This is a genomic window from Candidatus Pelagibacter sp. Uisw_090, assembly GCF_047717845.1.
In the GTDB taxonomy this organism is placed as follows: domain Bacteria; phylum Pseudomonadota; class Alphaproteobacteria; order Pelagibacterales; family Pelagibacteraceae; genus Pelagibacter.
This window is the reverse complement of the sequence record NZ_CP159810.1, coordinates 495440-520382: the sequence shown is the minus strand read 5'-3', so window position 1 is coordinate 520382 and position 24943 is coordinate 495440. Positions and strand designations below refer to the sequence as shown.

20 protein-coding genes and 4 pseudogenes are annotated in these 24943 nt (G+C 30.6%); 5 read left to right on the top strand and 19 right to left on the bottom strand.

The genetic code is table 11. The features are described from left to right. The first annotated feature begins 1 nt into the window (after nucleotide 1). Nucleotides 2-334 (top strand): Grx4 family monothiol glutaredoxin, encoded by a 333-nt coding sequence (grxD, locus tag ABXT58_RS02765; protein WP_415304561.1) that lies wholly within the window; start codon nucleotides 2-4, stop codon nucleotides 332-334. Nucleotide 335: 1 nt separating this feature from the next. Here grxD and ABXT58_RS02760 read toward each other — a convergent pair whose 3' ends face one another. From ABXT58_RS02760 to ABXT58_RS02715, 10 genes are all read right to left on the bottom strand, one after another. Further along, nucleotides 336-1529 carry a class I SAM-dependent methyltransferase gene (locus ABXT58_RS02760; RefSeq protein ID WP_415304559.1) on the bottom strand — a complete coding sequence of 398 codons (1194 nt, stop codon included), beginning with the start codon at nucleotides 1527-1529 and terminating at the stop codon, nucleotides 336-338. A gap of 112 nt (nucleotides 1530-1641) precedes the next feature. After that, nucleotides 1642-2259, bottom strand: a complete 618-nt coding sequence (gene rpsD, locus ABXT58_RS02755; RefSeq protein WP_415304557.1) for a 30S ribosomal protein S4 — start codon at nucleotides 2257-2259, stop codon at nucleotides 1642-1644. A gap of 40 nt (nucleotides 2260-2299) precedes the next feature. Next, complete coding sequence (locus tag ABXT58_RS02750) at nucleotides 2300-2470, bottom strand: hypothetical protein (protein ID WP_415304556.1); 171 nt, start codon at nucleotides 2468-2470, stop codon at nucleotides 2300-2302. Beyond that, the gene (locus tag ABXT58_RS02745; RefSeq protein ID WP_415304554.1) at nucleotides 2467-3012 is read right to left on the bottom strand and encodes an RNA methyltransferase; all 546 of its coding nucleotides are present in this window, start codon (nucleotides 3010-3012) and stop codon (nucleotides 2467-2469) included. Before ABXT58_RS02745 ends, ABXT58_RS02750 begins: the two co-directional genes overlap by 4 nt. A 61-nt stretch (nucleotides 3013-3073) precedes the next feature. Continuing rightward, a complete protein-coding gene (cimA, locus tag ABXT58_RS02740; RefSeq protein WP_415304552.1) occupies nucleotides 3074-4675 on the bottom strand; it encodes a citramalate synthase in 1602 nt (533 codons plus the stop codon). Continuing rightward, complete coding sequence (cysS, locus tag ABXT58_RS02735; protein WP_415304550.1) at nucleotides 4672-6033, bottom strand: cysteine--tRNA ligase; 1362 nt, start codon at nucleotides 6031-6033, stop codon at nucleotides 4672-4674. The genes cimA and cysS overlap by 4 nt, the downstream gene beginning before the upstream one ends. A gap of 45 nt (nucleotides 6034-6078) precedes the next feature. Continuing rightward, entirely contained in the window at nucleotides 6079-6816 is a 738-nt protein-coding gene (nadE, locus tag ABXT58_RS02730) for an NAD(+) synthase (protein WP_415304549.1), read from the bottom strand. 39 nt (nucleotides 6817-6855) lie between these two features. Continuing rightward, on the bottom strand, nucleotides 6856-8235 hold the full coding sequence (locus ABXT58_RS02725) for a class II 3-deoxy-7-phosphoheptulonate synthase (RefSeq protein ID WP_415304547.1): 1380 nt from the start codon (nucleotides 8233-8235) through the stop codon (nucleotides 6856-6858). A 35-nt stretch (nucleotides 8236-8270) separates the two neighbouring features. Then, the gene (gene glmS / locus ABXT58_RS02720; protein ID WP_415304545.1) at nucleotides 8271-10091 is read right to left on the bottom strand and encodes a glutamine--fructose-6-phosphate transaminase (isomerizing); all 1821 of its coding nucleotides are present in this window, start codon (nucleotides 10089-10091) and stop codon (nucleotides 8271-8273) included. 1 nt (nucleotide 10092) lies between these two features. After that, the gene (locus tag ABXT58_RS02715; protein WP_415304543.1) at nucleotides 10093-10716 is read right to left on the bottom strand and encodes a DapH/DapD/GlmU-related protein; all 624 of its coding nucleotides are present in this window, start codon (nucleotides 10714-10716) and stop codon (nucleotides 10093-10095) included. A 70-nt stretch (nucleotides 10717-10786) separates the two neighbouring features. Between ABXT58_RS02715 and ABXT58_RS02710 the strand changes: the two genes are divergently transcribed. From ABXT58_RS02710 to ABXT58_RS02695, 4 genes are read left to right on the top strand one after another with little or no spacing between them, the layout of a single operon-like run. After that, entirely contained in the window at nucleotides 10787-11476 is a 690-nt protein-coding gene (locus ABXT58_RS02710) for an HAD-IA family hydrolase (RefSeq protein ID WP_415304541.1), read from the top strand. A gap of 50 nt (nucleotides 11477-11526) precedes the next feature. Then, complete coding sequence (locus ABXT58_RS02705) at nucleotides 11527-13029, top strand: MmgE/PrpD family protein (RefSeq protein ID WP_415304540.1); 1503 nt, start codon at nucleotides 11527-11529, stop codon at nucleotides 13027-13029. Continuing rightward, complete coding sequence (prpB, locus tag ABXT58_RS02700) at nucleotides 13029-13925, top strand: methylisocitrate lyase (RefSeq protein ID WP_415304538.1); 897 nt, start codon at nucleotides 13029-13031, stop codon at nucleotides 13923-13925. The genes ABXT58_RS02705 and prpB overlap by 1 nt, the downstream gene beginning before the upstream one ends. After that, a complete protein-coding gene (locus tag ABXT58_RS02695) occupies nucleotides 13925-15049 on the top strand; it encodes a bifunctional 2-methylcitrate synthase/citrate synthase (protein ID WP_415304536.1) in 1125 nt (374 codons plus the stop codon). Before prpB ends, ABXT58_RS02695 begins: the two co-directional genes overlap by 1 nt. Before the next feature lie 11 nt (nucleotides 15050-15060). On the opposite strand, the pseudogene ABXT58_RS02690 reads toward ABXT58_RS02695, so the two are convergent. From ABXT58_RS02690 to ABXT58_RS02650, 9 genes and pseudogenes are all read right to left on the bottom strand, one after another. Then, a pseudogene (locus ABXT58_RS02690) lies at nucleotides 15061-15246 on the bottom strand (AMP-binding enzyme); the annotation flags it as partial. 19 nt (nucleotides 15247-15265) lie between these two features. Beyond that, nucleotides 15266-16591 (bottom strand): AMP-binding protein, encoded by a 1326-nt coding sequence (locus ABXT58_RS02685; RefSeq protein ID WP_415304534.1) that lies wholly within the window; start codon nucleotides 16589-16591, stop codon nucleotides 15266-15268. Beyond that, the gene (gene sauS / locus ABXT58_RS02680; protein ID WP_415304533.1) at nucleotides 16591-18012 is read right to left on the bottom strand and encodes an acylating sulfoacetaldehyde dehydrogenase; all 1422 of its coding nucleotides are present in this window, start codon (nucleotides 18010-18012) and stop codon (nucleotides 16591-16593) included. Before sauS ends, ABXT58_RS02685 begins: the two co-directional genes overlap by 1 nt. A 69-nt stretch (nucleotides 18013-18081) precedes the next feature. Further along, a complete protein-coding gene (locus tag ABXT58_RS02675) occupies nucleotides 18082-19056 on the bottom strand; it encodes a Bug family tripartite tricarboxylate transporter substrate binding protein (RefSeq protein ID WP_415304531.1) in 975 nt (324 codons plus the stop codon). Nucleotides 19057-19196: 140 nt separating this feature from the next. Continuing rightward, nucleotides 19197-19634, bottom strand: coding sequence for a tripartite tricarboxylate transporter TctB family protein (locus ABXT58_RS02670; protein ID WP_415304529.1), 438 nt, complete (start codon nucleotides 19632-19634; stop codon nucleotides 19197-19199). After that, nucleotides 19618-21112 (bottom strand): annotated as a pseudogene (locus ABXT58_RS02665) (tripartite tricarboxylate transporter permease). The gene ABXT58_RS02670 and the pseudogene ABXT58_RS02665 overlap by 17 nt, the downstream one beginning before the upstream one ends. Before the next feature lie 149 nt (nucleotides 21113-21261). Continuing rightward, a complete protein-coding gene (locus tag ABXT58_RS02660; RefSeq protein ID WP_415304527.1) occupies nucleotides 21262-21876 on the bottom strand; it encodes an FkbM family methyltransferase in 615 nt (204 codons plus the stop codon). A 6-nt stretch (nucleotides 21877-21882) separates the two neighbouring features. Next, nucleotides 21883-22911, bottom strand: a pseudogene (locus ABXT58_RS02655) (ribonucleotide-diphosphate reductase subunit beta). After that, a pseudogene (locus tag ABXT58_RS02650) lies at nucleotides 22902-24838 on the bottom strand (ribonucleoside-diphosphate reductase subunit alpha). Before ABXT58_RS02650 ends, ABXT58_RS02655 begins: the two co-directional pseudogenes overlap by 10 nt. Nucleotides 24839-24943: the final 105 nt, after the last annotated feature.

Below are 24943 nucleotides of genomic sequence, written 5' to 3'. Positions count from 1 at the left end.
AATGGACCAACCAACTAAAGATTTGATTAATAATGAAATTACCAATAATGAAGTTTGTTTATTTATGAAGGGAACTCCTGACGCTCCGCAGTGTGGGTTTTCTATGGCTGTTTCTAATATGTTAAAAATTTTAGAAGTTAATTACAAAGGGATTAATGTTCTTGAAAGTCAATCTTTAAGAGAAGGTATAAAAGAATTCAGTGATTGGCCTACTATTCCACAAGTTTATATTAAAGGTGAATTTGTAGGTGGTTGTGACATTGTGAAAGAAATGTATGAGAGTGGTGAGCTTAAAAAGATACTTGAGGATAAAGGGATAGATTTTAAAAAATAGTTTATTGCTTGTAAATATAATCTCTTGTGGTTGGTGTTGATGTATAATTTTTCGTTAGTTGAAATTGATAAACAACTTGATCACCCCATTTAAATGCACTTTCGCAACTCGTTAAATAAAACTCCCACATTCTAAAAAATTTTTCATCAAACATTTTAATGATTTGCTCTCTGTTTTTTATGCAGTTCTCCTTCCAGTGTCTTAAGGTAAATGAGTAATGCAATTTGAGTACCTCAATATCAGACACTATTAATCCTGCTTTCTCTATTGGGGATATCACCTCACTAAGACTAGGAGTATAGCCACCAGGAAAAATATATTTTGTTATCCATGGATGTGGGTCTCTAGGTGGATTAACTGATCCAATAGTGTGAACTAAAGAAACACCATCATCATTAAGTAGTTTTTCGACTTGATTAAAAAAATTTTTGTAAAATTTTCTACCTACATGTTCAAACATTCCAACACTCACAATTCTATCAAATTTTTCATCTAACTGACGGTAGTCTATAAGCTTAAATGTAACTTGATTTTCCAAATTAAGTTCTTTGGCTTTTTTTGTACAATAATTGAACTGATTTTCAGATAAAGTTATTCCTGTAACTTCACAATTCGCACATTTGGCAATATCAATAGCTAAAGATCCCCACCCACAACCAATATCAAGAACTTTTTGATTTGGCTGTATGTTTAATTTTTTAATTATATGTTGTATTTTATTATTTTGAGCAGTTTCTAAGTTATCGCTTTCTCTTTCAAAATATCCACATGAATATTGTTTTTTTGAATCTAAAAATAAACTGTATAAATTATCTGAGAGGTCATAATGGTGAGCTACATTCATTTTTGACTTTTTTATAAAATTAAAATTTGTCAAATATCTATATGAACCATTTAGTTTATTTATTATCTTAGTAAAAAAATTTAACTCCCCTCTTCCAAGATTCATGAGCGCTATATCTAAAAAGTCTGTTAGGCTTCCATTCTCAATTATTATATCCCCATCTGAATAAGCTTCACCAAAATATAAATCAGGACGAATTAATAATTTATAATGAAGTTTCTGATTTAAAATTTTGACTATAATTGGCTTTTTATTTTTGGGTGAACCTATAATATGTTTCTTTGAATATGCATCAACCAGTATAAAGCCATCTTTTTTAAATAATCTATTTAAAAATTTTGTAAGTTGCATTTAATCATTCATAAAAATTGTTTTTATGAACATAAACATATAGTAGATTTACAAAAAACTCACTCAGGTTTATCACACGGTTTTACTGGAATTTTAAAAAAATAAGTATTTATTATCTAGAGTAATATTCAATTACTAGGTTGGGTTCCATAACAACTGGATAAGGAACTTCCTCAAACTTAGGTACTCTTACAAAGGTAACTTTTTTATTCTTTTCATCCATAAGGATGTATTCTGGGGTTTCTCTTTCTTTATTTGCTAAAGCAATATCAATAAATGCTAACTGTTTAGATTTATCTCTAATTTCAATCGTATCTTCTTCTGTTACAACATAACTTGCAATGTTAACTTTTTTACCATTAACTTTTACATGACCATGATTAATGAGCTGTCTTGCAGAAAAGATTGTTGTTGAAAATCTTGCTCTATATACAACGGCATCAAGTCGTCTCTCAAGCAGCCCAATTAAATTCTCACCAGTGTCACCTTTTTGCATTGCTGCTTTTTTATAAATATTTCTAAATTGTCTTTCATTAATGTTACCGTAGTAACCTTTTAACTTCTGTTTGGCCTGTAATTGAATTCCGTAATCAGAGGGTTTTCCCTGTCTAGATTGACCATGTTGACCTGGTCCATACGCTCTAGTGTTAAAAGGACTTTTGGGTCTACCCCATAAGTTTATCTTTAACCTTCTATCTATTTTGTGTTTAGAACTTATTCTTTTTGTCATTTGATAGTTGGGGTTATAAACTTACTCATTATTTTGTCAATCAACCTTTTTTGGCTAAACTAGCAAATACACTTGATAAAATACGTGTTTCTTTCTCAGATAGCTCCATTTTCGAAAAAATACTTCTTAAGTTTTCCAGCATGATAGGTCTCTTCTCTTGAGGCTTAAAAAAACTCTTTTCTTCTAATTTTTTTATACACAAATTAGTCATTGCCTGCACATCTCTTTTACTTGCAAGAGACACTTTTTAGATTTAGAATATCTCACTCCTTTTAAGTCAATAATACTAGCTACTGTATGTGCAATAATAATGACACTATGAGATAGGTTTAAAGATTTGAAATCAGGATTGGTTGGTATTTGCATAGTATAATTTGCATAACTAATTTCATTATTGGAGAGTCCAGATGCTTCTGAACCAAATAAAAAAGCAACTTTCTTGTTAAAGTCAATTTTTTTTAAATCGTTTAATTTTATATGTTTAATATTCTTATTTCTAAACCTTGCTGATGTAGCAATAACATAATCCACTTTTTTAATGGCAGATTCTAAGGTTTCATAAATTTTTGCATTTTTGATTAAATCTTTAGCACCAACAGATGTTGCTAAAATTTTATCATTTGGAAAAATAGGCTTTGGTTTTACAATCACTAATTTTTTGAAATTAAAATTTTTTATCGCTCTAGCGCATGCACCTATATTTTCGGATAACTGTGGTTGATGTAAAATAAAAGAAATATTATTGAAAGACATTATTATTTTAATTAATCTAATTCGTGATTTCTACTATAGCTTGATATTTTAGTCTTCATGATTATTTGCTTGCTGGAGCCTTATCTTTAAACAATTTATAATCTAAACTATCTACCAATGCTTTAAATGAAGCATCAATTATATTTGCTGACACACCAATGGTGAACCAATTTTTTCCTTTTGAGTCTGAACTTTCTATTGAAACTCTTGTGATTGCCTCAGTTCCAGTATTTAGGATTCTAACTTTATAATCAACTAACTTAAGGTCTTTCAAATATTTAGAATATTTATTTAGTCTTTCAACATTTTGCCTAATAGCATTATCTAATGCATTTACTGGACCATTACCTTTACCTTCACAAATAATTTTTTCACCATCTACTTCTAATTGAGCTCTTGCAGATGAAATTATTTTTCCAAATGAATCTTTTTTAACAGAAACATCGTATTCCTGAATTAAAATATACCTTGGTATTTCACCAATAATTCGTCTTGCCAACAATTCAAAAGAAGCATCAGCTCCGTCGTAACTATAACCAATAAATTCCCTATCTTTTACTTCATCTAAAAGTTTTTTAATTTTAGGATCGTTTTCTTCTATTTCAATTCCGATGGTTTTTAATCTTGAAATTATATTAGACTTTCCTGATTGATCTGAGACTACAATATTTCTAGAATTTCCAACTTCCTCAGGATTAATATGTTCATAAGTTTTTGGATCTTTTTGAACAGCTGATACATGAAGACCACCTTTATGAGAAAAAGCAGCAGCACCAACGTATGGAAGATGTTTGTTAGGTTTTCTATTTAATATCTCATCTAATAATCTAGAGCATTGAGTTAAGTTTTTAATGTTGTCTGGTTTAATTTTTAATTGAAATTTAGAAGAAAAATCATCTTTTAAAAAAAAAGTAGGAATTAATGACATTAAGTTAGCATTGCCGCATCTTTCACCTAAACCATTGATGGTTCCTTGCACTTGTCTAACCCCAGCCAAGACTGCAGCTAAAGAATTTGCAACCGCATTACCCGTATCGTTGTGCGCATGTATGCCTAAATTTTTTCCAGGTATAGTTTTAGAAACTTCTGAGATTATTTTTGCAATCTCATGAGGTAAAGTTCCACCATTAGTATCGCATAAAACAATCCATCTTGCCCCTTCATCGAATGCTGCTTTAAGACATAATAAAGCATAATTTGGGTTAGCTTTGTATCCATCAAAAAAATGTTCTGCATCAAACATGAACTCTTTATTCTCTTTAACAAAATGTTTTGCGGTCTCTTTTATGTTTTCTAAGTTTTCTTCATTAGAAATACCAAGAGCTATATCAACATGAAAATCCCATGACTTACCTACAATGCAAACTGCTGGTGTGTTCGAGTTTAAAAGCGCTGATATTCCTGGATCGTTATCTGCGCTACGACCAGTTCTTTTGGTCATACCAAAAGATGTTAGTTTAGAATTATTAAATAAATGTTTTTTCTGAAAAAATTCAGTATCTGTAGGGTTCGCTCCTGGCCACCCACCCTCAATATAATCAACACCTAAATTATCTAAAGCTGAAGCAATCTTCATTTTATCATCTACAGAAAAGTCTACACCTTGCGTTTGTGCACCATCTCTTAGAGTTGTATCGAATATAAAAAGTTGTTCTTTACTCATTTTAGTTTCCAAATTGTTTTATCATCTTTGTCTTCTATTAAAACCCCTTTATCTAAAAGCTTAACTCGAATGATGTCAGCTTCTTTATAATTTTTGTCTTCTCTTGCTTTATTCCGAAGTGCTATCATTTCTAAAATTTCATCTTCATTGATGGATAATTTTTTCTTTTTAAACTCAATCCATTCTTCTTTTGTTTTGTTTAAGATACCAATAAAATTACAAGATAATATAAATAAGCTTTTCTCATCATTATCTCCTTTTAGAGCTTTGTCATAAAGTTGGTGTAGATTTGCTATATAACCTGGCGTATTCAAATCATCATATAATGGAGATAAAACATCTTCATTTAAAACTATCTTATCGTTTATAGGTAGATAAACTTCATACCATTTATCAATAGTATTTTTGCAATCCTCTAAGAGTTTTTCATTCCAGTCTAGTGGTTGCTTGTAGTGAGCACTCATAAGAGCAAGTTTCAAAACTTGTCCATCAACATTTTCTTTGAAGTCTTTAATCTTTAGTATATTACCAGTTGATTTAGCCATTTTCTCATTGGACATAGTGATAAATGCGTTATGAATCCAATAATTTGCAAAAACTTTTGTATCATTAGCACATCTTGATTGTGCAATTTCATTTTCATGATGAGGGAAAATCAAATCAATTCCACCACCATGGATATCAAATACATCTCCTAAATATTTCTTAGACATCGCGGAGCATTCTAAATGCCACCCAGGTCTTCCTTTGCCCCAAGGAGAATCCCAGGAAGGTTCTTCATTCTTAGATGGTTTCCATAAAACAAAATCTTCAGATTTTTTTTTATTTTCTGAAACTTCAACTCTAGACCCTGCAATCAAATCCTCTAATTTTTTATTTGATAGTTTTCCATAATCCTCAAATTTAATTACTTCAAAATAAACATGCTTGTTTGCCTCATAAGCAAAATCTTTTTCTATTAAAGATGATATCATTTTAATCATAAGATCAATATGATCTGTAGCTTTTGGTTGTTGTGTTGGATTATCTAAATTTAAATAATTACAATCATGGTTAAAATCTTTAATGACACTATTGGTTAATTCAGATATTGGAATATTTTTCTCTTTTGATGATTTAATTATTTTATCATCAACATCAGTAATATTTCTTACATAATTTATTTTGTCATGTCCATATTTTGATTTTAAAACTTTGTACAAAATATCAAAAATAACAAGAGGTCTTGCGTTACCAATGTGTGGATTGTCATAAACGGTTGGACCACAAACATACATTCCAATATTTTCATTATCTAATGGAACAAATTTTTCTTTTTTGTTGCTTAGATTGTTTGTTAAATAAATATCCTTGTTCATTATCTTAGAATTATACTTTAAATATAGATTTGGGAATCTATAAGATTAGTTGGGAATCTTGCAAACTGGAATCGGCTCCATTTTATGCAGGTTCATCTTTCTTATTTTTTGGTATTTTTCACGATTTATTGAGTTAGCGTTATTCATTGCTTCTTCTAATTCCTCATATTTAAGACCTAATTGACCTTCGTCAGTTCTACCATCATCCCATAATCCATCTGTTGGAGCAGCCTCAATTATTTCTTGTAGGATATTGAGAGATTTACCTATTTCCCATATTTCAGATTTATTGCAATCTGCAATAGGAGAAATATCTACCCCACCATCTCCATATTTTGTATAAAACCCTACTCCAAAATCTTCAACTTTATTACCAGTGCCAACTACAATACCTTTGTTTGCAGCAGCTACTTGATAAAGTGTAGTCATTCTAATTCTTGCTCTAGAATTTGCCATCCCAAGTTCACTATCAAAATTAGATAGGGTATCCTCGAATGTTTCAAATAATTTATCTAAATTTACAGTATGTGCTTCAACATTATTAAAATTTTTTACAAGCCATTCTTGGTGTTTTAAACTTAAATCATGCTGTGATAATTTTTGTTTAATCGGCATTGATAAAACAATTGTTTTTATACCAGTCATTGCACTCAATGTGCTTGATACAGAAGAATCTATTCCTCCAGAAATTCCAATGATTAAAGATTGAGCCTTACTTGGCATTTTTTCAACGTAATCTTTAATCCAATTGCTTATAAATTGTGCTTTTTCTAATGGTTTCATTATTTAAAATTTAAACGAAATTGTATTTAATACAATGCTTTAAGATGCCGCTTTAATATTTTTTTTAGAATATGCTGCATTTTTTTTAATCTCATCAGAAATTAAAAAAGCTAACTCTAATGCTTGATTAGCATTAAGTCTTGGGTCGCAATGGGTATGATAACGGCTGGATAAGTCTTGATCAGAAATTTTTTGAGCACCACCTGTGCATTCTGTAACATCTTGACCTGTCATTTCAATGTGCAGTCCACCAGCATAACTTCCTTCACTTTGGTGACATTCAAAAACATTTTTTACTTCTTTGACAACACTATTAAATGGTCTTGTTTTAAATCCTGTTGTAGCTTTGATTGTATTTCCATGACATGGATCACACGACCATATCACGTTTAAACCTTCTTTTTTAATTGCTCTAATTAATTTTGGTAAAAATTTTGAAACATTTTCATGTCCAAATCTAGAAATTAAAGTTATTTTACCTTTTTCATTTTTTGGATTAATTTTATTACAAAGATTTATTAAATCTTCAGCTTTTAATGTTGGGCCACATTTAATACCAATAGGGTTTTCAATTCCTCTACAAAACTCAACATGTCCACCATCTAGCTGTCTAGTTCTATCACCTATCCAAACAAAGTGTGCTGAAGTATCGTGATATTCACCTGTTATAGAATCTACTCTTGTCATAGCTTGTTCAAAAGGTAGTAGTAAAGCTTCATGCGAAGTCCAAAAATTTACTGTTTTTAATCTTCTGTTAAAATCTGAATTAATTCCACATGCATCCATAAATGCTAGGGCATCTGCTATTCTGTCTTCTAAATCTTTAAATTTTTTAGCAGCAGGAGAATTTTTAATAAAACCTAAATTCCAAGTATGTACTTTTTTAAGATCAGCAAAACCTCCATGGGAGAAGGCCCTTATAAGATTAAGTGTAGATGCAGATTGAGAATATGCTTTAAAAAGTCTCTTAGGATCTGGAACTCTTGATTTTTCATTAAATTCCATACCATTGATATTATCACCTAGATAACTAGGTAGTTCAACACCATCAATATTTTCAACAGAAGAACTTCTTGGTTTAGAAAATTGGCCAGCAATTCTTCCAAGTTTAATAACTGGTAGTGAAGCAGAGTAAGTAAGCACAAGCGACATTTGAAGTATTAGTTTAAATGTATCCCTAATATTATCAGGATGAAATTCTGCAAAACTTTCCGCGCAGTCACCACCTTGTAATAAAAAAGCTTTTCCATCAACAACATCAGCAAGCTGTTCTTTTAAATGTCTCGTTTCACCAGCAAATACCAATGGGGGGAAATTTTTAATTTTACTTAAAACACCGTCTAAATCTTTTTGATCCGGATATTCCGGAATGTGTTTTACAGGATAGTTTCTCCAACTATTTATTTTCCAATTTTTCATATTCAACCTAGGGGTGTTGTAGCAGAGTTTAATTATTATTCAACTGTGACTGATTTTGCTAAATTTCGAGGCTTATCGATGTCATAACCTTTTTTAAGTGCTGAATAATAAGCTAATTTTTGTAATGGAACAGTTAATAAAAAGGGTAACAAGTCATCATTGGCACTTTCAACTAATACTGTTTCCCAAATATTTTCTGAAAAAACTTCATCTTTACTCTTGTTAGTAATCAATAAAACTTTAGCACCTCTTGCTATTACTTCCTGCATATTGGAAATTGTTTTTTTATAATAATTATCTCTTGGGGCTAAGACAACAACTGGCATTCCATCTTCAATTAAAGCTAAAGGACCATGTTTCATTTCACCAGCTGGATAGCCTTCAGCATGCACATAAGCTAATTCTTTTAACTTTAACGCACCCTCTAATGCAATTGGATAAGAAAAACCTCTACCTAAAAACATCGAACCTTTTGCATCAGTAAATGAGCCAGAAACTGTTTGGATTTTACTTTCAGTTAGTAAGGTCTGTTCAACTAATTTAGGTAGTACTTTTAAGTCTTTAATTTTGTTTAAATATAAATCTTTATCTAAATCTTTTCTTAAAACTCCTAATTTTAACACTAAAATATATAGAACTAACATTTGACCCATAAATGCTTTTGTGGAGGCTACACCAATTTCTGGTCCACAATGAATTGGTAAAACAAAGTTGGAATCTCTTGCAATAGAACTTTCTATAACATTAACCACGCTGCAGGTTTTCATATTATTTTTATTACATAAATCTAAAGCAGCATAAGTGTCTGCTGTTTCACCAGATTGAGAAACAAAAATATATAAATTATCATTTTTAAATCTATTTTTTCGATATCTGAACTCAGATGCGATATCGATTGTTACATCAAGTGTGGTATTTTCTTCAAACCAATACTTTGCCATTAAACAAGAATGATAAGCTGTTCCACAACCGATTAAGGTAACAGAAGAAATTTCCTTTATATCCCAGGGAAAATTATAGATATTGATGTCGTTGTTGATTGTATCAACATACTCGTTTATGCAGTTCTTTAGCGTTGTTGGCTGTTCTTCAATTTCTTTAGCCATAAAATGTTTAAAGTCACCTTTGTTATAATCCTGTTCTTTAGAGGATAATTCTAAAACTTTTTTATTAACTTTTAAGCCTCCTTCGTCAAAAAAATCAACTTGGTTTTTTTTTATGATACAAAATTCTCCATCATTTAAATATGAAATTTTATTAGTCATAGATTTTAAAGCGTAAGAATCTGATCCTAGATAATTTTCATTAGGACCGTAGCCAACTGCAAGAGGTGATCCTCTTCTAGCACCCACTATAAGATCAGGCTGATCTTTAAAAATTATACCTAAAGCAAAACTACCATGTAGCTGTTTAAGAGTTTTAATAATTGCATCTTTTAAATTAAGTTCTTTTAAATATTCTGTTATTAAATGAACAATTACCTCTGTATCTGTCTGAGATTTAAATATGTGACCTTTATTTATTAAATGCTTTTTTAAAATAGTAGAATTTTCAATAATACCATTATGTACTACAGACACACTCTCTGATGAATGAGGATGTGCATTAATAGTATTTGGAATTCCATGTGTTGCCCATCTAACATGACCAATTCCAATTGAGCCCAACATATTTTTAACTGCAAGATTTTTTTCTAAAATATCAACTCTGCCCTCTGATTTTGCTTCATTTAGAATGCCATTAGATAAAGTTGCAATTCCTGCAGAGTCGTAACCTCTATACTCTAATTTCCTAAGAGAATTGATGATTGCAGATGAAACTGATTTATTGCTAGCTATTCCTATAATCCCACACATATTATTTTATATTTCTTTTATAGTTTTTAATCTCTGCTTGAGAGTTTCTAGTTAAAGCTAATGAATTTTTTTTAACTTTTTTTGTAATTACAGAGCCTGCTCCTACAATACTGTTTTTTTCAAGAGTGATAGGTGCAACTAATGATGAATTAGAACCTATAAATACATTATCTTTGATTTTTGTTTTATTTTTATTAACACCGTCGTAATTACAAGTAATTGTCCCAGCTCCAACATTAACGTTTCTTCCTATTTCACTATCACCAATATACGATAAATGATTAACTTTTGATTTTTTTCCAATTGTGCTTTTCTTAACCTCAACAAAGTTTCCAATTCTTGATCCTACTTCAAGAATGGTACCCGGTCTTAATCTTGCATAAGGTCCAACTTCAACTTTATTTTTTATTTTACAATCCTCTAAATGTGAAAATGAATTTATAATTACATTATTGCCAATTTTAACTTTTGGCCCAATGACAACGTATGGATTAATAGTAACATTTTTTCCAACCTTAGTGTCTTTTGAAAAAAAAATAGTTTCTGGTCCAATCATTTTTACTCCAGACTTAATAAAAAATTTACGAAGTGTTTTTTGGTCTATATTAGAATTTATTTGTTTCATCTGGAAATATTATTATATTAAGTGTATAGATAACTTAATTCACAATATATTTCTTAAAAATACTTTATTAATGAATCAAAATTACTCAATTTTATTTGACCTAGATGGAACATTGGTCGATACCGCGCCTGATTTAATGAATGCTCATAATCATGTAATGAAAAAATATGGTTATCCAACAAAATCTACTGCAGATATTAGAAATCTAGTAGGCCAAGGAGCTGGAGCAATGATTGGAAGATCTATATGGGGACAAGCTAAAAAAGAATTTGGTAAAATTGATGATCAAAAAATTAAAGATCAAATGGTTAAGGATTTTGTCAGCTTTTATGGACAAAATATCATTAAAGAAAGCACGCTTATCAACGGTGTAAAAGAATTTTTAAAGTGGTGTAAAGAAAAAGAAATTTCAATGGCAGTTTGTACTAACAAACAAGAGCACTTAGCAATTGACCTTCTAAAGAAAATTGGAATTTACGATTACTTTGAATATGTTGCTGGTTCAGATACTTTTGATTATTGCAAACCTGATCCAAGACACATAACAAGTATAATTGAAATCATTGGTGGTGATATAAAGAAATCTTTAATGTTTGGTGATAGTGAAACAGATGCAAATGCAGCAAAGGCTGCCTCTGTTCCTGTTATTTTATTAGAAAATGGTTATACGGAAAAAAATTCCAATGAAATTTACCATAATCATTTGATAAAAGACTTTATTGGTGTTGAAAAGATAGTTTCAACTTACTTAAAAGATTGATTTAATTTTTTTTCTTACTATTAATAGGGCTGCATAATTAAGGAGACCTAATGATTTCGCACAAAGTTAAAGTTTACCCGTCAAAAATTCATCTACCTAAAAAAAATCAATTGGCATGGAAAATTGCTGAAATAGCTTCTGATAATGCAAAATTAGATAAAGCAGCTATTGAAATGGTTATTAATAGAATAATTGATAATGCTTCAGTTGCTATTGCTTCTTTAAACAGAAAAGCTGTTATCTCTTCAAGAGAAATGGCTCTAAAGCATCCTAGAAAAAATGGTGCAAATTTATTTGGTATTGATTCAAAATTAAAATTTGATTGTGAGTGGGCTGCTTGGTCAAATGGAACGGCTGTCAGAGAGCTTGATTTCCATGATACTTTTTTAGCAGAAGACTACAGTCATCCAGGGGATAATATTCCACCTATTTTAAGTGTAGCTCAACAAACTAAAAAAAGTGGGCTAGATTTATTAAGAGGAATTATCACAGGTTATGAGGTTCAAGTTAATTTAGTTAAAGGGATATGTTTGCATAAACATAAAATTGATCATATTGCACACTTAGGACCGAGTGTTGCTGCGGGTTTAGGAACAATGTTAAAATTAAATACTGAAACAATTTACCAAGCAGTTCAGCAGGCATTGCATACAACGGTTTCTACAAGACAATCTAGAAAAGGTGAAATCTCTAGCTGGAAAGCTTACGCCCCTGCTCATGCTGGTAAACTTGCAATCGAAGCAGTTGATAGAGCAATGCGTGGTGAAGGTGCTCCAAGTCCAATTTATGAAGGTGAAGACAGTGTTATTGCTAGAATATTGGATGGTAAGAAAGCTTTATATAATGTGCCTCTACCTAAGAAAAAAGAATCTAAGAAAGCGATACTAGAGACCTATACAAAAGAATATTCAGCAGAATACCAGTCTCAAGCACTGATAGATATTGCTAAAAAACTTAATAAAAAAATTCCAAATTTAAATCAAATCAAAAAAATTGATATTTACACAAGTCATCACACTCATTACGTAATTGGTACTGGTGCAAATGATCCACAAAAAATGGATCCTAATGCAAGTAGAGAAACGCTAGATCACTCTATCATGTACATTTTTGCAGTAGCACTTGAGGATGCTGATTGGCACCATGTTAAGTCATATGCCAAACAAAGAGCTAACAGAAAAAGTACTATAAAAATTTGGAAATCCATTACCACTTTTGAAGATAAAAAGTGGACTAAAAAATATCATGATCCAAATCCAAAAAATAAATCCTTTGGTGCAAAGGTTGTTGTTACTTTAAATAATGGTAAAAAAATTACAGAACAATTAGATAGAGCAGATGCACACCCTTATGGAGCACGTCCCTTTAAAAGACAGAATTATATAAATAAGTTCTTAACTTTAACGGATGGTATTTTAGATAAGAAAGAAAGTACCCGTTTCTTAAAAGTAGTACAAAATCTTAAAAACTTAAAAGCTGGGGAATTGAATAAATTAAACATCCAGGTTAAAAGAAGTCAGATAAAGAAGAATACAAAACAAGGAATTTTTTAGTGCATTTTGTAGATAAAGAGCCCAGTCAAAAAAGAGCTGACTTTGTTAGTAAATTAAAATCAAATAAAATTTTAAGAGTTCCTGGTGCTTATAATCCACTGACTGCAAAACTAATTGAAGAAATTGGTTATGACGCTGTTTACGTATCAGGTGGAGTTATGGCTAATGATTTAGGTTTCCCCGATATAGGTTTAACTACACTTCAAGATGTAAGTACTAGATCTTATTTAATATCTAGAGTTACAAGTTTACCTACAATAGTTGATATAGACACTGGCTTTAAGTCTTGTGAAGAGACTATTAAAACTTTTGAAGAGTTTGGAGTGTCAGCAGTTCACTTAGAAGATCAAGTAGAGCGTAAAAGATGTGGTCACTTAGATAATAAAGAATTAATTTCAACAGAAGCAATGGTAAAAAAAATTAAAGAGTGCGTTGCAGCTAAACAAGATGAAAATTTTAAAATTATAGCAAGATCTGATGCTAAGGGTGTTGAGGGAATAGATAAAATGATTGATAGATGTAAGGCGTATATTGATGCTGGAGCTGAAATAATTTTTCCAGAAGCCTTATATGATGAAAAAGATTTTGAAAAAGTTAGAAAAGAACTGTCGTGTTATTTATTAGCTAATATGACTGAGTTTGGAAAATCTAAGTTATTTAATTATAAAGAATTGGAAAATTTTGGATATAATATTGTAATTTATCCAGTAACAACACAAAGATTAGCCATGAAAAATGTAGAAGATGGCCTTAGAAACATTTTTGTGGATGGACATCAGAACAATATTATTGATAAAATGCAAACTAGAAAAAGACTTTACGAGTTAGTTGAGTATGAGAAATATAATTCGTTAGATGAAAAAATTTATAACTTTAGTACGGAAGGACATGATTAATGAGTGATGATATCAAAAAAGGCTTACTAGGGATAATTGTTGACGAAACTGAAATTTCAAAAGTTATGCCTGAAATTAACTCTCTAACGTATAGAGGTTATGCGGCTCAAGATTTATGTGCAAGATGTGATTTTGAAGAGGTTGCATACTTAATTTTAAATAAAGAATTACCTAATAAAAAACAACTAAAAGAATTTAAGAAAGAGTTATCTAAAGAAATAACTTTATCGAAAAATTTAATTAGTATTTTAAAAAAAATACCTAAAAATTCTCATCCTATGGATGTTGCAAGAACTGCAGTTAGCGTTATGGGTCTTGAAGACAAAGAAACAAAAGATAACTCTCCAAAAGCAAACTTGAGAAAAGCAATTAGAATTTTTGCAAAAACACCAACTGCATTAGCTGCTTTTTATAGGTTAAGAAAAGGAAAAAAAATTATAGCACCAAAGAAAAAATTTGGTTTTTCTGAAAACTTTTTCCATATGTGTTTTGGAAAAGTTCCTAATAAAGAAATTGTTAAAGCTTTTGATGTCTCATTGATTTTATATGCAGAGCATAGTTTTAACGTATCAACTTTTACAGCCCGAACTATTACAAGCAACTTATCTGATATTCATGGAGCGATAACTGGTGCTATTGCAAGCCTAAAAGGTCCTCTTCATGGTGGTGCTAATGAAGAAGTTATGCACATGATGAAAAAAATTAAAAAACCTGAGAATGCACTAAAATGGATTACTAAAGCTTTGAAAAATAAAGATGTAGTAATGGGATTTGGTCACCGTGTTTACAAAAGTGGAGATTCAAGAGTTCCTACTATGAGAGAATATTTTAAAAGAGTAGCAATTATTAAAAAAGACAAAATATTTGAAAAAATATACGACATTGTTGAAAAAGTGATGATTAAAGAAAAAAATATTTATCCAAATGTTGATTACCCTACTGGTCCTACTTACCATTTAATGGGTTTTGATACTGATTTCTTTACCCCAATATTTGTAATTTCAAGAATTACAGGTTGGTCAGCTCATATCATGGAGCAACATGCTGCTAATAAATTAATTAGACCTCTTGCAAGTTATAAAGGTAATAAACATAGAAAAGTTTTAGAGTTAAATTTTAGATAAATTTAATTCAATTAATTCTTTATAGTATTTTTTATTTTCAATCTTTGAATTTTTCCAGAAGACCCTTTTGGCAATTCTTTAAAAAAATGAATTTTATCTGGTGATTTATATTTACCAAGTGAACTAATGCAGTGCTCTAATAGCTCTTCTTCTGAAACTTTTTCTTTATCTTTAAGCACTACGCCAGCTTCAATTTTTTCTCCATAATGACTACATTCAACTGAAAATGGGAGCTGCTTCTAGTATTTTTGGATGTTGATATAAAACGTCATCAATTTCACGAGGTGAAATATTTTCCCCACCTTTAATTATAAGTTCTTTTATTCTGCCACGTACAAAAACAAAATCTTCGTCGTCCATTAATCCTAAATCTCCAGTTAAAAACCATCCTTTATAAAAACTTTTTTTAGTCTCTATAGGATTTTTATAATACTCTTTCATAACATTTTTTCCCCTAACACAAATTTGCCCAATATTATTTCTTTTAGCTTCATTAAAATCGTTATCAAGAATGGTGACATCGTTACCATAAGGAATTCCTGGAGATCCATATTTAATTTTTTTAGGTGGTAATGGGTTTGCTAAAATTGGAGCACAAGATTCTGTTAGTCCCATTGTTTCTATCATTTGAATATTAAACTTTTCTTCAAAATTTAGATGTGTTTCTGGTGCAAGCGCTGCAGAAGCACTTCTTCCAAATCTAATTGAAGATGTGTCTAAGGAGTTAAATTCTTCTTTTGAGTATTTATTAATAAGAGCTGAAATTATAGTTGGTACAACACTAAACCATGTACATCTAAATTGATTAATATACCTCCAAAAATTAGATGCTGAAAATTTTTCACATAAAACTAAAGAACTTTGACTTACAAGTGGTCCCATCACAGTTACTATCAATCCATTGATATGGTAAAGTGGCAAAACACATAAAGCTTTATCAGTAGAAGTTAATTCATGAGAAATCATAACATTTTTACCCCCATGTAAAAGATTCTCATGACTTAACATGACCCCTTTTGGTTTGCCCGTTGTACCAGAGGTATACATAAGTAATGCATTGTCTTCTTTATTTATCTCACTATCTAAAACATGAAAATCTTTATCAATCTCTTCTAAAAAATTATTTTTATCAATTTCAACTAATTCAATTTTAGTTGAAACTTTTTTTATAATTTTTTCAGCTAATTCAATATTATTTTTAGTGGAGAAAATTATCCTTGATTCAGAATGTTCTATAATATATGCAAGCTGATCTTCGCCAGCTACCAAATTAAGTGGAGCTTGTACCATACCAGAATACATAATTCCTAACATGAGCTGGATACTGCTTAAGGAATTTTCTGTAAGTGTGCAGATAATAGATTTTTTTTTTAGTTTTTTTTTATTAACTAGATAGTAATTAATTTTATCTAAATTATGCTTAAGTTTATTGTTTGATATATTTTGATTTGTATGAGGACAGCTTATAAAATTAGCCTTGGCTTTTTCTATAGCATTAATTTCAATATAATCTCTTACTGTACTGAGTAAATTCTCTTTCATTATTTAAGATTTTTAACTTCTTCAGGGCTATATTTTTTACAATAATCTTCAAAATAATCTTTTAACTCTGCTTCAGAACCTTTTATTGTAGTTGAAATTTTTGTTGTATTAATAAAATGTTTATAATTAAGATTATTATCAATACTATTTTTTTGCCAAGTACCACAGCCCATTGATAAAGAAAATGGAAGACCATTTGTAAAGCTACCCCCTGTAGCAAAAGTATGTGCTTGGTTAACAATCACTCTACAAACTGGCAGCTCTAAACCTATCTCCATTACTCTTTTTTGTGTTTTACTATGAATGCCAATCGAATGTCCAATACCTTGATAGTTTAAAATTTTATGTGCAATTTCTTTTGCATGATCAAAATTTTTTGCCTTATACAAGGTCAATACTGGAGAAAGTTTTTCACCAGAAAATAGATGCTCTGATCCCACACCATATTCTTCAACCATTAATATTTTGATATCACTATCTACACTAAGGTTAATTTTATCAGCAATAAATTTTGCAGGTTTTGCTATAATTTCTCTATTTAATTTTCCCTCAATCCATAAGGTTTTTTCCAATAATCTTTTTTTTTCATTGTTTAGTAATGTTGCACCTTCTTTTTTTAAACAATCAATTAAATCATTGTAAATTTCTTCAATAATGATCAGGCTATTTTCTGAAGAACAGCTTGTGGCATTATCAAATATTTTTGACATTTTAATTTTTTTTGCTGCATCTTCTAAATCTGCAGTTTCATCTACTATTACGGTAACATTACCTTGACCTACACCAATTGCGGGCGTACCACTTTTTGCTGCTTGTTTTACATTGTTTAATGACCCTGTAACAATTACAAGATCAACCTTTAACATTAACTCATTTGTTAGATCTTTAGTAACGGGCATCTCGAAAGTTTGAATTAAGTTTTTAGGAGCTTTGATTTTTTCTAGTTCAATATTAATAAATTCTAAAAGCTGTTTAAACACCTTGCTACCAGCAGGAGATGGAGAAACTATAATTGCGTTTCTTCCTTTTAACGCATTAATAACATTGTTCACTGGTGTTGCTGCAGGATTGGTTGATGGAGTAATTGCCCCTACTACACCAATAGGTTTTGCAATTTCTATTATACCTTTTTCTTTAAATTCATTAATTACACCGACAGTTTTTACTCCTTTTAAGTCTCTAAGAAGCCCCAATGTTTTTCTTCTATTCTTTAAAACTTTATCTTCAACATCTCCTAATCCAGTTGAGTTTACAGCTAGATTCGAAATTAATTCATTGGTAGATGGTTTGCATAACGCCCAAGCAACAGCTGTTACAACTTCGTCTACTTGTTTTTGATTATACTTTTCAAAAATATTTTGTGCTTCTTTAGCTTTTCCAACTAATGATTCAACAATATCTGAAGGAGAATTTTTGTTCATTTTTTATAAAATTAAAAAGTTTCGCCCTTAATATTTAGGGCGAAACTAATTAAATGTTCTTAATAAGTATTAGGGCTTTAGTCCAGCAAGAAGTTTTGTTAAACTAACTTTTCTTGCTTTCCACATTTCTTGTACTTCAGCTCTATTCATTATTCTAACAGGTGAACCACCTTTTTTCATTTGTCCTAATGTTTTTTTATCATTGAACATTAGAGGAACTTTTGCTGCTAAAAATTCAATAATTTCAGGAGGTGTTCCCTTGGGAGCCATTATTCCTCTGAAATTCACACTTGAATTATCAACATCTAAGCCTTCTTCTTTTAATGTAGGTACATTTGGTAAAAATGTTTTTTCTCTTTGAAGATCAGCGATAGCTAGAATTTTAATATCATTCTGACTTCTAAAAGCATCAGACAAATTATTAAAACCAGCCATAACCTGTCCACCTTTAACCGCTGTAAGTGCTGGTACTCCACCAGTGTGAGGTACATATGTTAATTTAGCACCACTTGCTTTTTGAAATTGTAAAAAAGCTATATGATGACCAACAAACTTACCAGCTCCTGAAAAAGTAACTTTTCCTGGGTTTGCTTTTGCAAACTTAACCATATCAGCAACAGAATTAAACGGGCTATCTTTACCAACTATTAAAACTGCTGGATCAGCTCCCCAGTTTGCGATTGGTTCTAAGTTATCAATGTTATATTTCGTATCATCAAAAACTATAGACTGTGAAACAAAGTGTGGGATATTGTATGCAGCTAAATCATAACCATCTTTTCTTGCTTTAGTAGCAAACCAATTCCAACCAACCTTTCCACCGGCTCCCGGTTTGTTAACTATTACGATAGGCTGACCTAAATAATCTTTTTTAGGATGTGACGCCATCATAGTTACTAGTCTTGCTTGAAAATCTGTAGCACCACCCGGATTATAAGCAACTGTTACACTTATCGGTCTGTCAGGATAATCACCTGCTTGCACAACTGATCCAAATGAAAGAAATGATAAGATTAAAGTAAAATATAAAAAAAGTTTTTTCATATTATTGATCTCCCTCTATTAAGTTATTAATTCAAAATTTAATCACAAATTTAATCTTATAACTAACTAATTTTACCTGAAAAAAGTTCTGTAAAATGACATTATAAAAATAAATACAATCTCAGAGTGTAAGGTAATTTTTAAAAAAGAAAAAATCTTGGAGCCTGAACTTTGAGAAGTATAGCAAAAAGAAAATATATAAATATCATAAAACATAGGGTTATTAAAAAATTATAAAAAAAACTTTTTTTGTTTTTTTTTTCTGAATAAACATAACAGATGATTAAAAATATTAGTACTGCCAAAAAATAAAAACCTAAAAGTTCTCCCAATACCAAAAAAAGTAAGAGTGAGCCTAGATATATAGACAATTTTTTAATGTCAACTTCAGTAATTTTTTCATTTTTATTATAGAAATATAATACTAAAGATAAAAATGATAAAATAATCATTACTGTGCTTAGTAATTTGGGAAAAATATATGCCTCTGATTTGCCTCCGCTAAATGAAGCATAAGCTAACAGTATTGATAAAATCAATACCAATACTACTGATGAAAGTTTATTGATCTTTATCATTTGTTTTTTTTTTAATTTCTGTGATCAGTCCGTATATAATTGATAATATACAAAGTGAAATTATCGTTAAATTTAAAGGACCCATTGTTAAGTAATCAAATATTCCATTTTGAGTATCAGCAATAATTTTTGCTTGACTAAAATTTGTTTCAGCAATTGGTCCTAGTATTAGTCCCAATACAATAGGTGCTGCAGTAAAACCAAATTTAGATAAAAAAAACATAGATACACCTAAAAAAAGCATAACTATAACGTCTGCAAAATTATGCTGCACACTATAAGTGCCAAAAATTGCAAGTATTGTAATTGCAGCCGCCATATAATTTACTGGGGTTTTTATTACGTACTTAGCCAAACCACTTATATAAAGCCCAAAAATTAACATCAAAAACTGAGCTACTAACAAGGAGTTGATAAACGTCCACGTAGTTTCAGCATAAATAGTAAAAAGATTTGGTCCAGGAAACATCCCATGAATTAACAATCCACCTAATAAAACTGCAGCTGTTGGGCTTCCGGGTACACCTAAAGTTAACAGTGGAACTAATGATGGTCCAACCATAGCATTATTTGCAGATTCAGCTGCTATAATTCCATCTGGCTCACCTTTCCCAAAGTTTTCTTTATTTTTACTTACTTTTTTTATTTGATCATATGAAACTAAACCTGCGATCTGCCCTCCTGCACCTGGAATTAATCCAATTATAACACCTGTTATACTACCTATAGTTAAAGCTTTAAATCTCGAAAGATTATATTTCATAGATTGAAATAAACTTTTTTTTTCCATTTGGAACTGATCTGAAAGGTCTTGTTTTTTTTCAAGCATTGAAAGTACTTGCGGTATTGCAAATAAACCTACCAAAGCTGCAATTATATTAATACCACCAGAAAATATTGGATTAAAAACAAATCTTTCCACACCTAAAACTGAATCATATCCAATTGTTGCTAACCACAAACCTAATGCACCAGAGAAAAGACCTTTAATAATTGAGTTAGAATCTAGTGTTGCAATAACTGTAACACCAAAAATTGCTATCCAAAACATATGTGATGGTCCAAACTTGAGTGCAACGTTTGCTAATAATGGAGTAAAAAAGATTAAAACTAATATTCCAATAACACCTCCTACAAACGAACTAATAAAACAATAATGAAGAGCTTCCTTAGATTTGCCTTTTTGTGCCATAGGATAACCATCCATAACAGTTGCTATGTTTGCTGGTGCCCCTGGTATTTTGAGCAAAATAGCACTAATCGCACCACCTGCTACCGTGGCTGTATAAACAGCACCAAGCATTATCAGTCCTTGTTCAGGGCTCATCTTAAAAGTGAATGGGATTAATAAAGCAACAGCCATTGTTGGGCTTAAACCAGGTGCTGCACCGAAACAGAAGGCCGCCCACTGTTCCTAAAATTAATATTAAAATATTACCAAATGTAAATACATTTGAGAAATAGTTTAAGAATTCCATATGCTTAAAGCATATCAATAGTTTTACACAGATGTCTATATTAAGTTATTTGTTAAAATTGTTGCTTTTATTAACTAACTTATCTTTCATGAATAAAAATAAACAATAAATTTTATTTTCACTCTATTTTTGGAATTTTTTAAAGATAACTAATTTTTTTCAGCTAAAATATTCTCTTTATCAATTTCTCTCAATTGATAGTTAAATTTAATTAACTTTTCTTTAATTGATTTAAGTTTAGGCCCTTCTGTAAATGTTCCATCAAAATGCTTAAATTCAAAAATAATTTTTTTTATTTCAATATTTTCAAAATTTATAGAATTTAATATCCCACATTCTGCACCCTCAACATCAATTTGAAGGAGATCAATTGAAAAGATAGAATATTTTTCAATCAAACTTGAAAAAGTTAAATATTGAATATCAATTTGCTCAATGTGAGAATCATTTACCATAAATCTTTTATATTTATGATTTAATATGTGTTCTTTTTCAAAAGATCCAATGCCACTAGCCCAGTGTTTACCCAATTTCTTAACTGCATCTGGTTTGACATAATAAAATTTCTTTATTTCATTTTTCTCAGATACCGCTGAAGTTTCAATGCTAATATTTTTGTATTTAGCCGTATTTTCTTTTAATAGAGCAATATTATAAGGCACAGGCTCAACTAAAAGAATATTTTGATTTTGATATTCTTCAAATAAGGATGTTAACCGAACACCCGAATGTGCACCAATAACAACTAAACCAAATTTTTGCACTTAGAATTAACTAAAAGCTTCTGTCCAAGTTCCTTGTGTCGATGCTTTAGAATATTCAGTTGAACGTCCCTCAAAGAAGTTCATGTGTTCAACTGCATTCAACATAGAATCTAACCAAGTAAGTGGATTTTTTTGCACATCATAAATTGGCTCTAATCCAAGTTGAGATAACCTTCTATTAGCAATAAATCTTATATAAAGTTTTACATCTTTTGCTGTAAGACCTTCCATAGGACCCATTTCAAAAGCTAAATCAATAAAAGCGTCTTCATGCTCAATGATTGTTCTACATGCTTTATAAAGTTCTTTTTTTAATTCAGGATTCCAGATTTCTGGATTCTACTGAATGAACTCTTTAAACAATCTAATCATAGAATTACAGTGCAATGTTTCATCTCTTACTGACCATGTAACAATTTGGCCCATCCCTTTCATTTTATTATGCCTTGGGAAGTTAAGTAAGATTGCAAAACTTGCAAATAATTGTAAGCCTTCAGTGAATGCGCTAAATACAGCTACTGTTAATGCGATATCTTTTTTTGAACTCATGTCAAAATTTTGCATGTAGTCATATTTATCTTTCATTTCTTTATATTTCATGAATGCAGAATATTCTGATTCAGGCATTCCGATAGTATCAAGTAAATGGGAGTAAGCGGCTATGTGAACTGTTTCCATTGAAGCAAAAGCAGTCATCATCATTAAAACTTCCGTAGGTTTAAATACAGTCGTATAATGTCTTAAATAACAATTTTGCACCTCAACATCAGCTTGAGTAAAAAATCTAAAAATTTGAGTTAATAAGTTTTTTTCAGACTGTGTTAAATTTTTTTGCCAATCTTTAACATCATCACCAAGTGGCACTTCCTCTGGTAGCCAGTGAATTCTTTGTTGTGTTAACCATGCATCATAACACCATGGATATCTGAATGGTTTATAAACTGGGTTTTCAACTAGTAACCCCATCTTTTGTGGTTGAACAATTTCATTTTTTTCTGGTTGAATAATTTTAGTATCCATTTTTTCTACTGACATGATAGGCACTCCTCGTATTCTGGTTGTTCAGTTGTTTGTGGTTTTGACTTATAGACATTTGCGGTAACATCTGTTGCTTTAGTATCGTTAACATTTTCCGCACGTTGAATTGATTTTGATCTACAGTAATAAAGGCTCTTTAAACCTTTTTTCCAAGCATCAAAATGAATTTTATGTAGTTCTCTTTTGTGAATATCTGCTGGTACAAATAAGTTAATTGATTGAGCTTGAGATATGAAAGGTGTTCTATCTCCACTTAATTCAATAATCCATTTTTGATCTAACTCAAAAGCAGTTTTAAAAACATCTTTTTCTAAATCAGTTAAAAAATCTAAATGAGAAACAGAACCTTGGTTTGTTGTAATACCAGACCAAACATCATCGTTATTTTTCCCATGTTTTTCTAATAGCTCTACTAAATATCTATTTCTGACATTAAACGAACCTGAAAGAGTTTTGTGAGTATAGCTGTTAGCTGCAACAGGCTCTACTCCAGGGGACGCTCCACCACAGATAATAGAAATTGAAGCTGTTGGTGCAATCGCAGTTTTGTTTGAAAATCTTTCATTATAGCCATAATCAGCAGCATCTGGACAAGCTCCTCTTTCGTCTGCTAGATCTTTTGAGGCTTGATCAACATGTTCTTGAATATGTTTAAATATTTTTTTATTCCAAACTTTACTCATAACTGATTCAAGTGGAATACTGTGTTTCTGTAGATAAGAATGGAAACCCATAACACCTAAGCCAACACTTCTTTCTTTTTCAGCAGAATATTTTGCATCATCAAATTGCTCAGGAGCTCTTTCAATAAAATCAGTTAATACATTATCTAAAAATCTCATAACATCATTAATCATAACGTTATCGTCTTTCCACTCATCATACTTTTCTAAGTTTAAAGATGATAAGCAGCAAACAGCTGTTCTATCTCTTCCATTTTTATCTATTCCAGTAGGTAAAGTAATCTCACTACAAAGGTTAGAAGTTTTAACAGTTAAGTTAGCAAGTTTGTGATGTTGTGGAATTTGTCTGTTAACTGTATCGATATAGATAATATAAGGTTCACCTGTTTCAATTCTTGCAGTTAATAATCTAATCCATAAATTTCTTGCAGAAATAGTTTGTTGTACAGTTCCATCAGCTGGACTTTTTAGTGCCCACTGTTCATCTGTTTCAACAGCTCTCATAAATGCATCTGACACTAAAACACCGTGATGAAGGTTTAGGGCTTTTCTATTTGGATCTCCACCTGTGGGTCTTCTCATTTCAATAAATTCTTCAATTTCAGGATGCTCAATTGGAAGGTAACAAGCAGTGATCCTCTTCTTAATGAACCTTGACTAATTGCCATCGTCAACGAGTCCATAACTTTAATAAATGGAATTATTCCAGATGTTTTTCCAACTTTACCAATTTTTTCTCCAATAGATCTAAGGTTACCCCAGTAACTTCCGATCCCACCACCCTTAGCAGCTAACCAAACGTTCTCACTCCATAGATCAAGTATTCCATTTAAGCTGTCTGATGCTTCATTTAAAAAACATGAAATTGGTAAACCTCTTTTAGTTCCACCATTTGATAAAACTGGAGTTGCTGGCATGAACCATAAATTACTAATGTAGTTATAAATTCTTTGTGCGTGTAAATTGTCATCTGCGTATGAACTTGCAACACGAGCAAACAAATCTTGATAAGATTCGTTATGACCTAAGTATCTATCTTTTAAAGTTGCTCTGCCAAAATCTGTTAATTTAGAATCTCTTGTTCTGTCAATTTTAATAATGATGCCTTTTTCATTTTGAAAAAGTTCAGTGTCATTACTAAGTGAAAATAAATCTGGTCCTTTATTTTTTGAAAGTTCGCTATTATCAGGGCTATATTCGGAGACAGCTTTCTTAAGTGCCTGTGATAGTATTTTGTTCATATTTTAATATTTTATAAGTTTTTTTTTACAAAACAACTACATGTTGTATGCTGAAAGCATTGATACACCATATAAATCATTATTCAACAGAACGTTTATAGAACA

What these genes read in the sequence shown, in the direction of transcription:
- ABXT58_RS02670 (WP_415304529.1), bottom strand. Translation starts at nt 19,634, where the DNA reads ATGATAAAGATCAATAAACTTTCATCAGTAGTATTGGTATTGATTTTA.
- ABXT58_RS02695 (WP_415304536.1), top strand. Translation starts at nt 13,925, where the DNA reads ATGAGTGATGATATCAAAAAAGGCTTACTAGGGATAATTGTTGACGAA.
- ABXT58_RS02750 (WP_415304556.1), bottom strand. Translation starts at nt 2,470, where the DNA reads ATGACTAATTTGTGTATAAAAAAATTAGAAGAAAAGAGTTTTTTTAAG.
- grxD (WP_415304561.1), top strand. Translation starts at nt 2, where the DNA reads ATGGACCAACCAACTAAAGATTTGATTAATAATGAAATTACCAATAAT.
- ABXT58_RS02745 (WP_415304554.1), bottom strand. Translation starts at nt 3,012, where the DNA reads ATGTCTTTCAATAATATTTCTTTTATTTTACATCAACCACAGTTATCC.
- cysS (WP_415304550.1), bottom strand. Translation starts at nt 6,033, where the DNA reads ATGAACAAGGATATTTATTTAACAAACAATCTAAGCAACAAAAAAGAA.
- glmS (WP_415304545.1), bottom strand. Translation starts at nt 10,091, where the DNA reads ATGTGTGGGATTATAGGAATAGCTAGCAATAAATCAGTTTCATCTGCA.
- sauS (WP_415304533.1), bottom strand. Translation starts at nt 18,012, where the DNA reads ATGAACAAAAATTCTCCTTCAGATATTGTTGAATCATTAGTTGGAAAA.
- ABXT58_RS02705 (WP_415304540.1), top strand. Translation starts at nt 11,527, where the DNA reads ATGATTTCGCACAAAGTTAAAGTTTACCCGTCAAAAATTCATCTACCT.
- ABXT58_RS02675 (WP_415304531.1), bottom strand. Translation starts at nt 19,056, where the DNA reads ATGAAAAAACTTTTTTTATATTTTACTTTAATCTTATCATTTCTTTCA.
- ABXT58_RS02725 (WP_415304547.1), bottom strand. Translation starts at nt 8,235, where the DNA reads ATGAAAAATTGGAAAATAAATAGTTGGAGAAACTATCCTGTAAAACAC.
- cimA (WP_415304552.1), bottom strand. Translation starts at nt 4,675, where the DNA reads ATGAGTAAAGAACAACTTTTTATATTCGATACAACTCTAAGAGATGGT.
- ABXT58_RS02715 (WP_415304543.1), bottom strand. Translation starts at nt 10,716, where the DNA reads ATGAAACAAATAAATTCTAATATAGACCAAAAAACACTTCGTAAATTT.
- rpsD (WP_415304557.1), bottom strand. Translation starts at nt 2,259, where the DNA reads ATGACAAAAAGAATAAGTTCTAAACACAAAATAGATAGAAGGTTAAAG.
- nadE (WP_415304549.1), bottom strand. Translation starts at nt 6,816, where the DNA reads ATGAAACCATTAGAAAAAGCACAATTTATAAGCAATTGGATTAAAGAT.
- ABXT58_RS02685 (WP_415304534.1), bottom strand. Translation starts at nt 16,591, where the DNA reads ATGAAAGAGAATTTACTCAGTACAGTAAGAGATTATATTGAAATTAAT.
- ABXT58_RS02760 (WP_415304559.1), bottom strand. Translation starts at nt 1,529, where the DNA reads ATGCAACTTACAAAATTTTTAAATAGATTATTTAAAAAAGATGGCTTT.
- ABXT58_RS02710 (WP_415304541.1), top strand. Translation starts at nt 10,787, where the DNA reads ATGAATCAAAATTACTCAATTTTATTTGACCTAGATGGAACATTGGTC.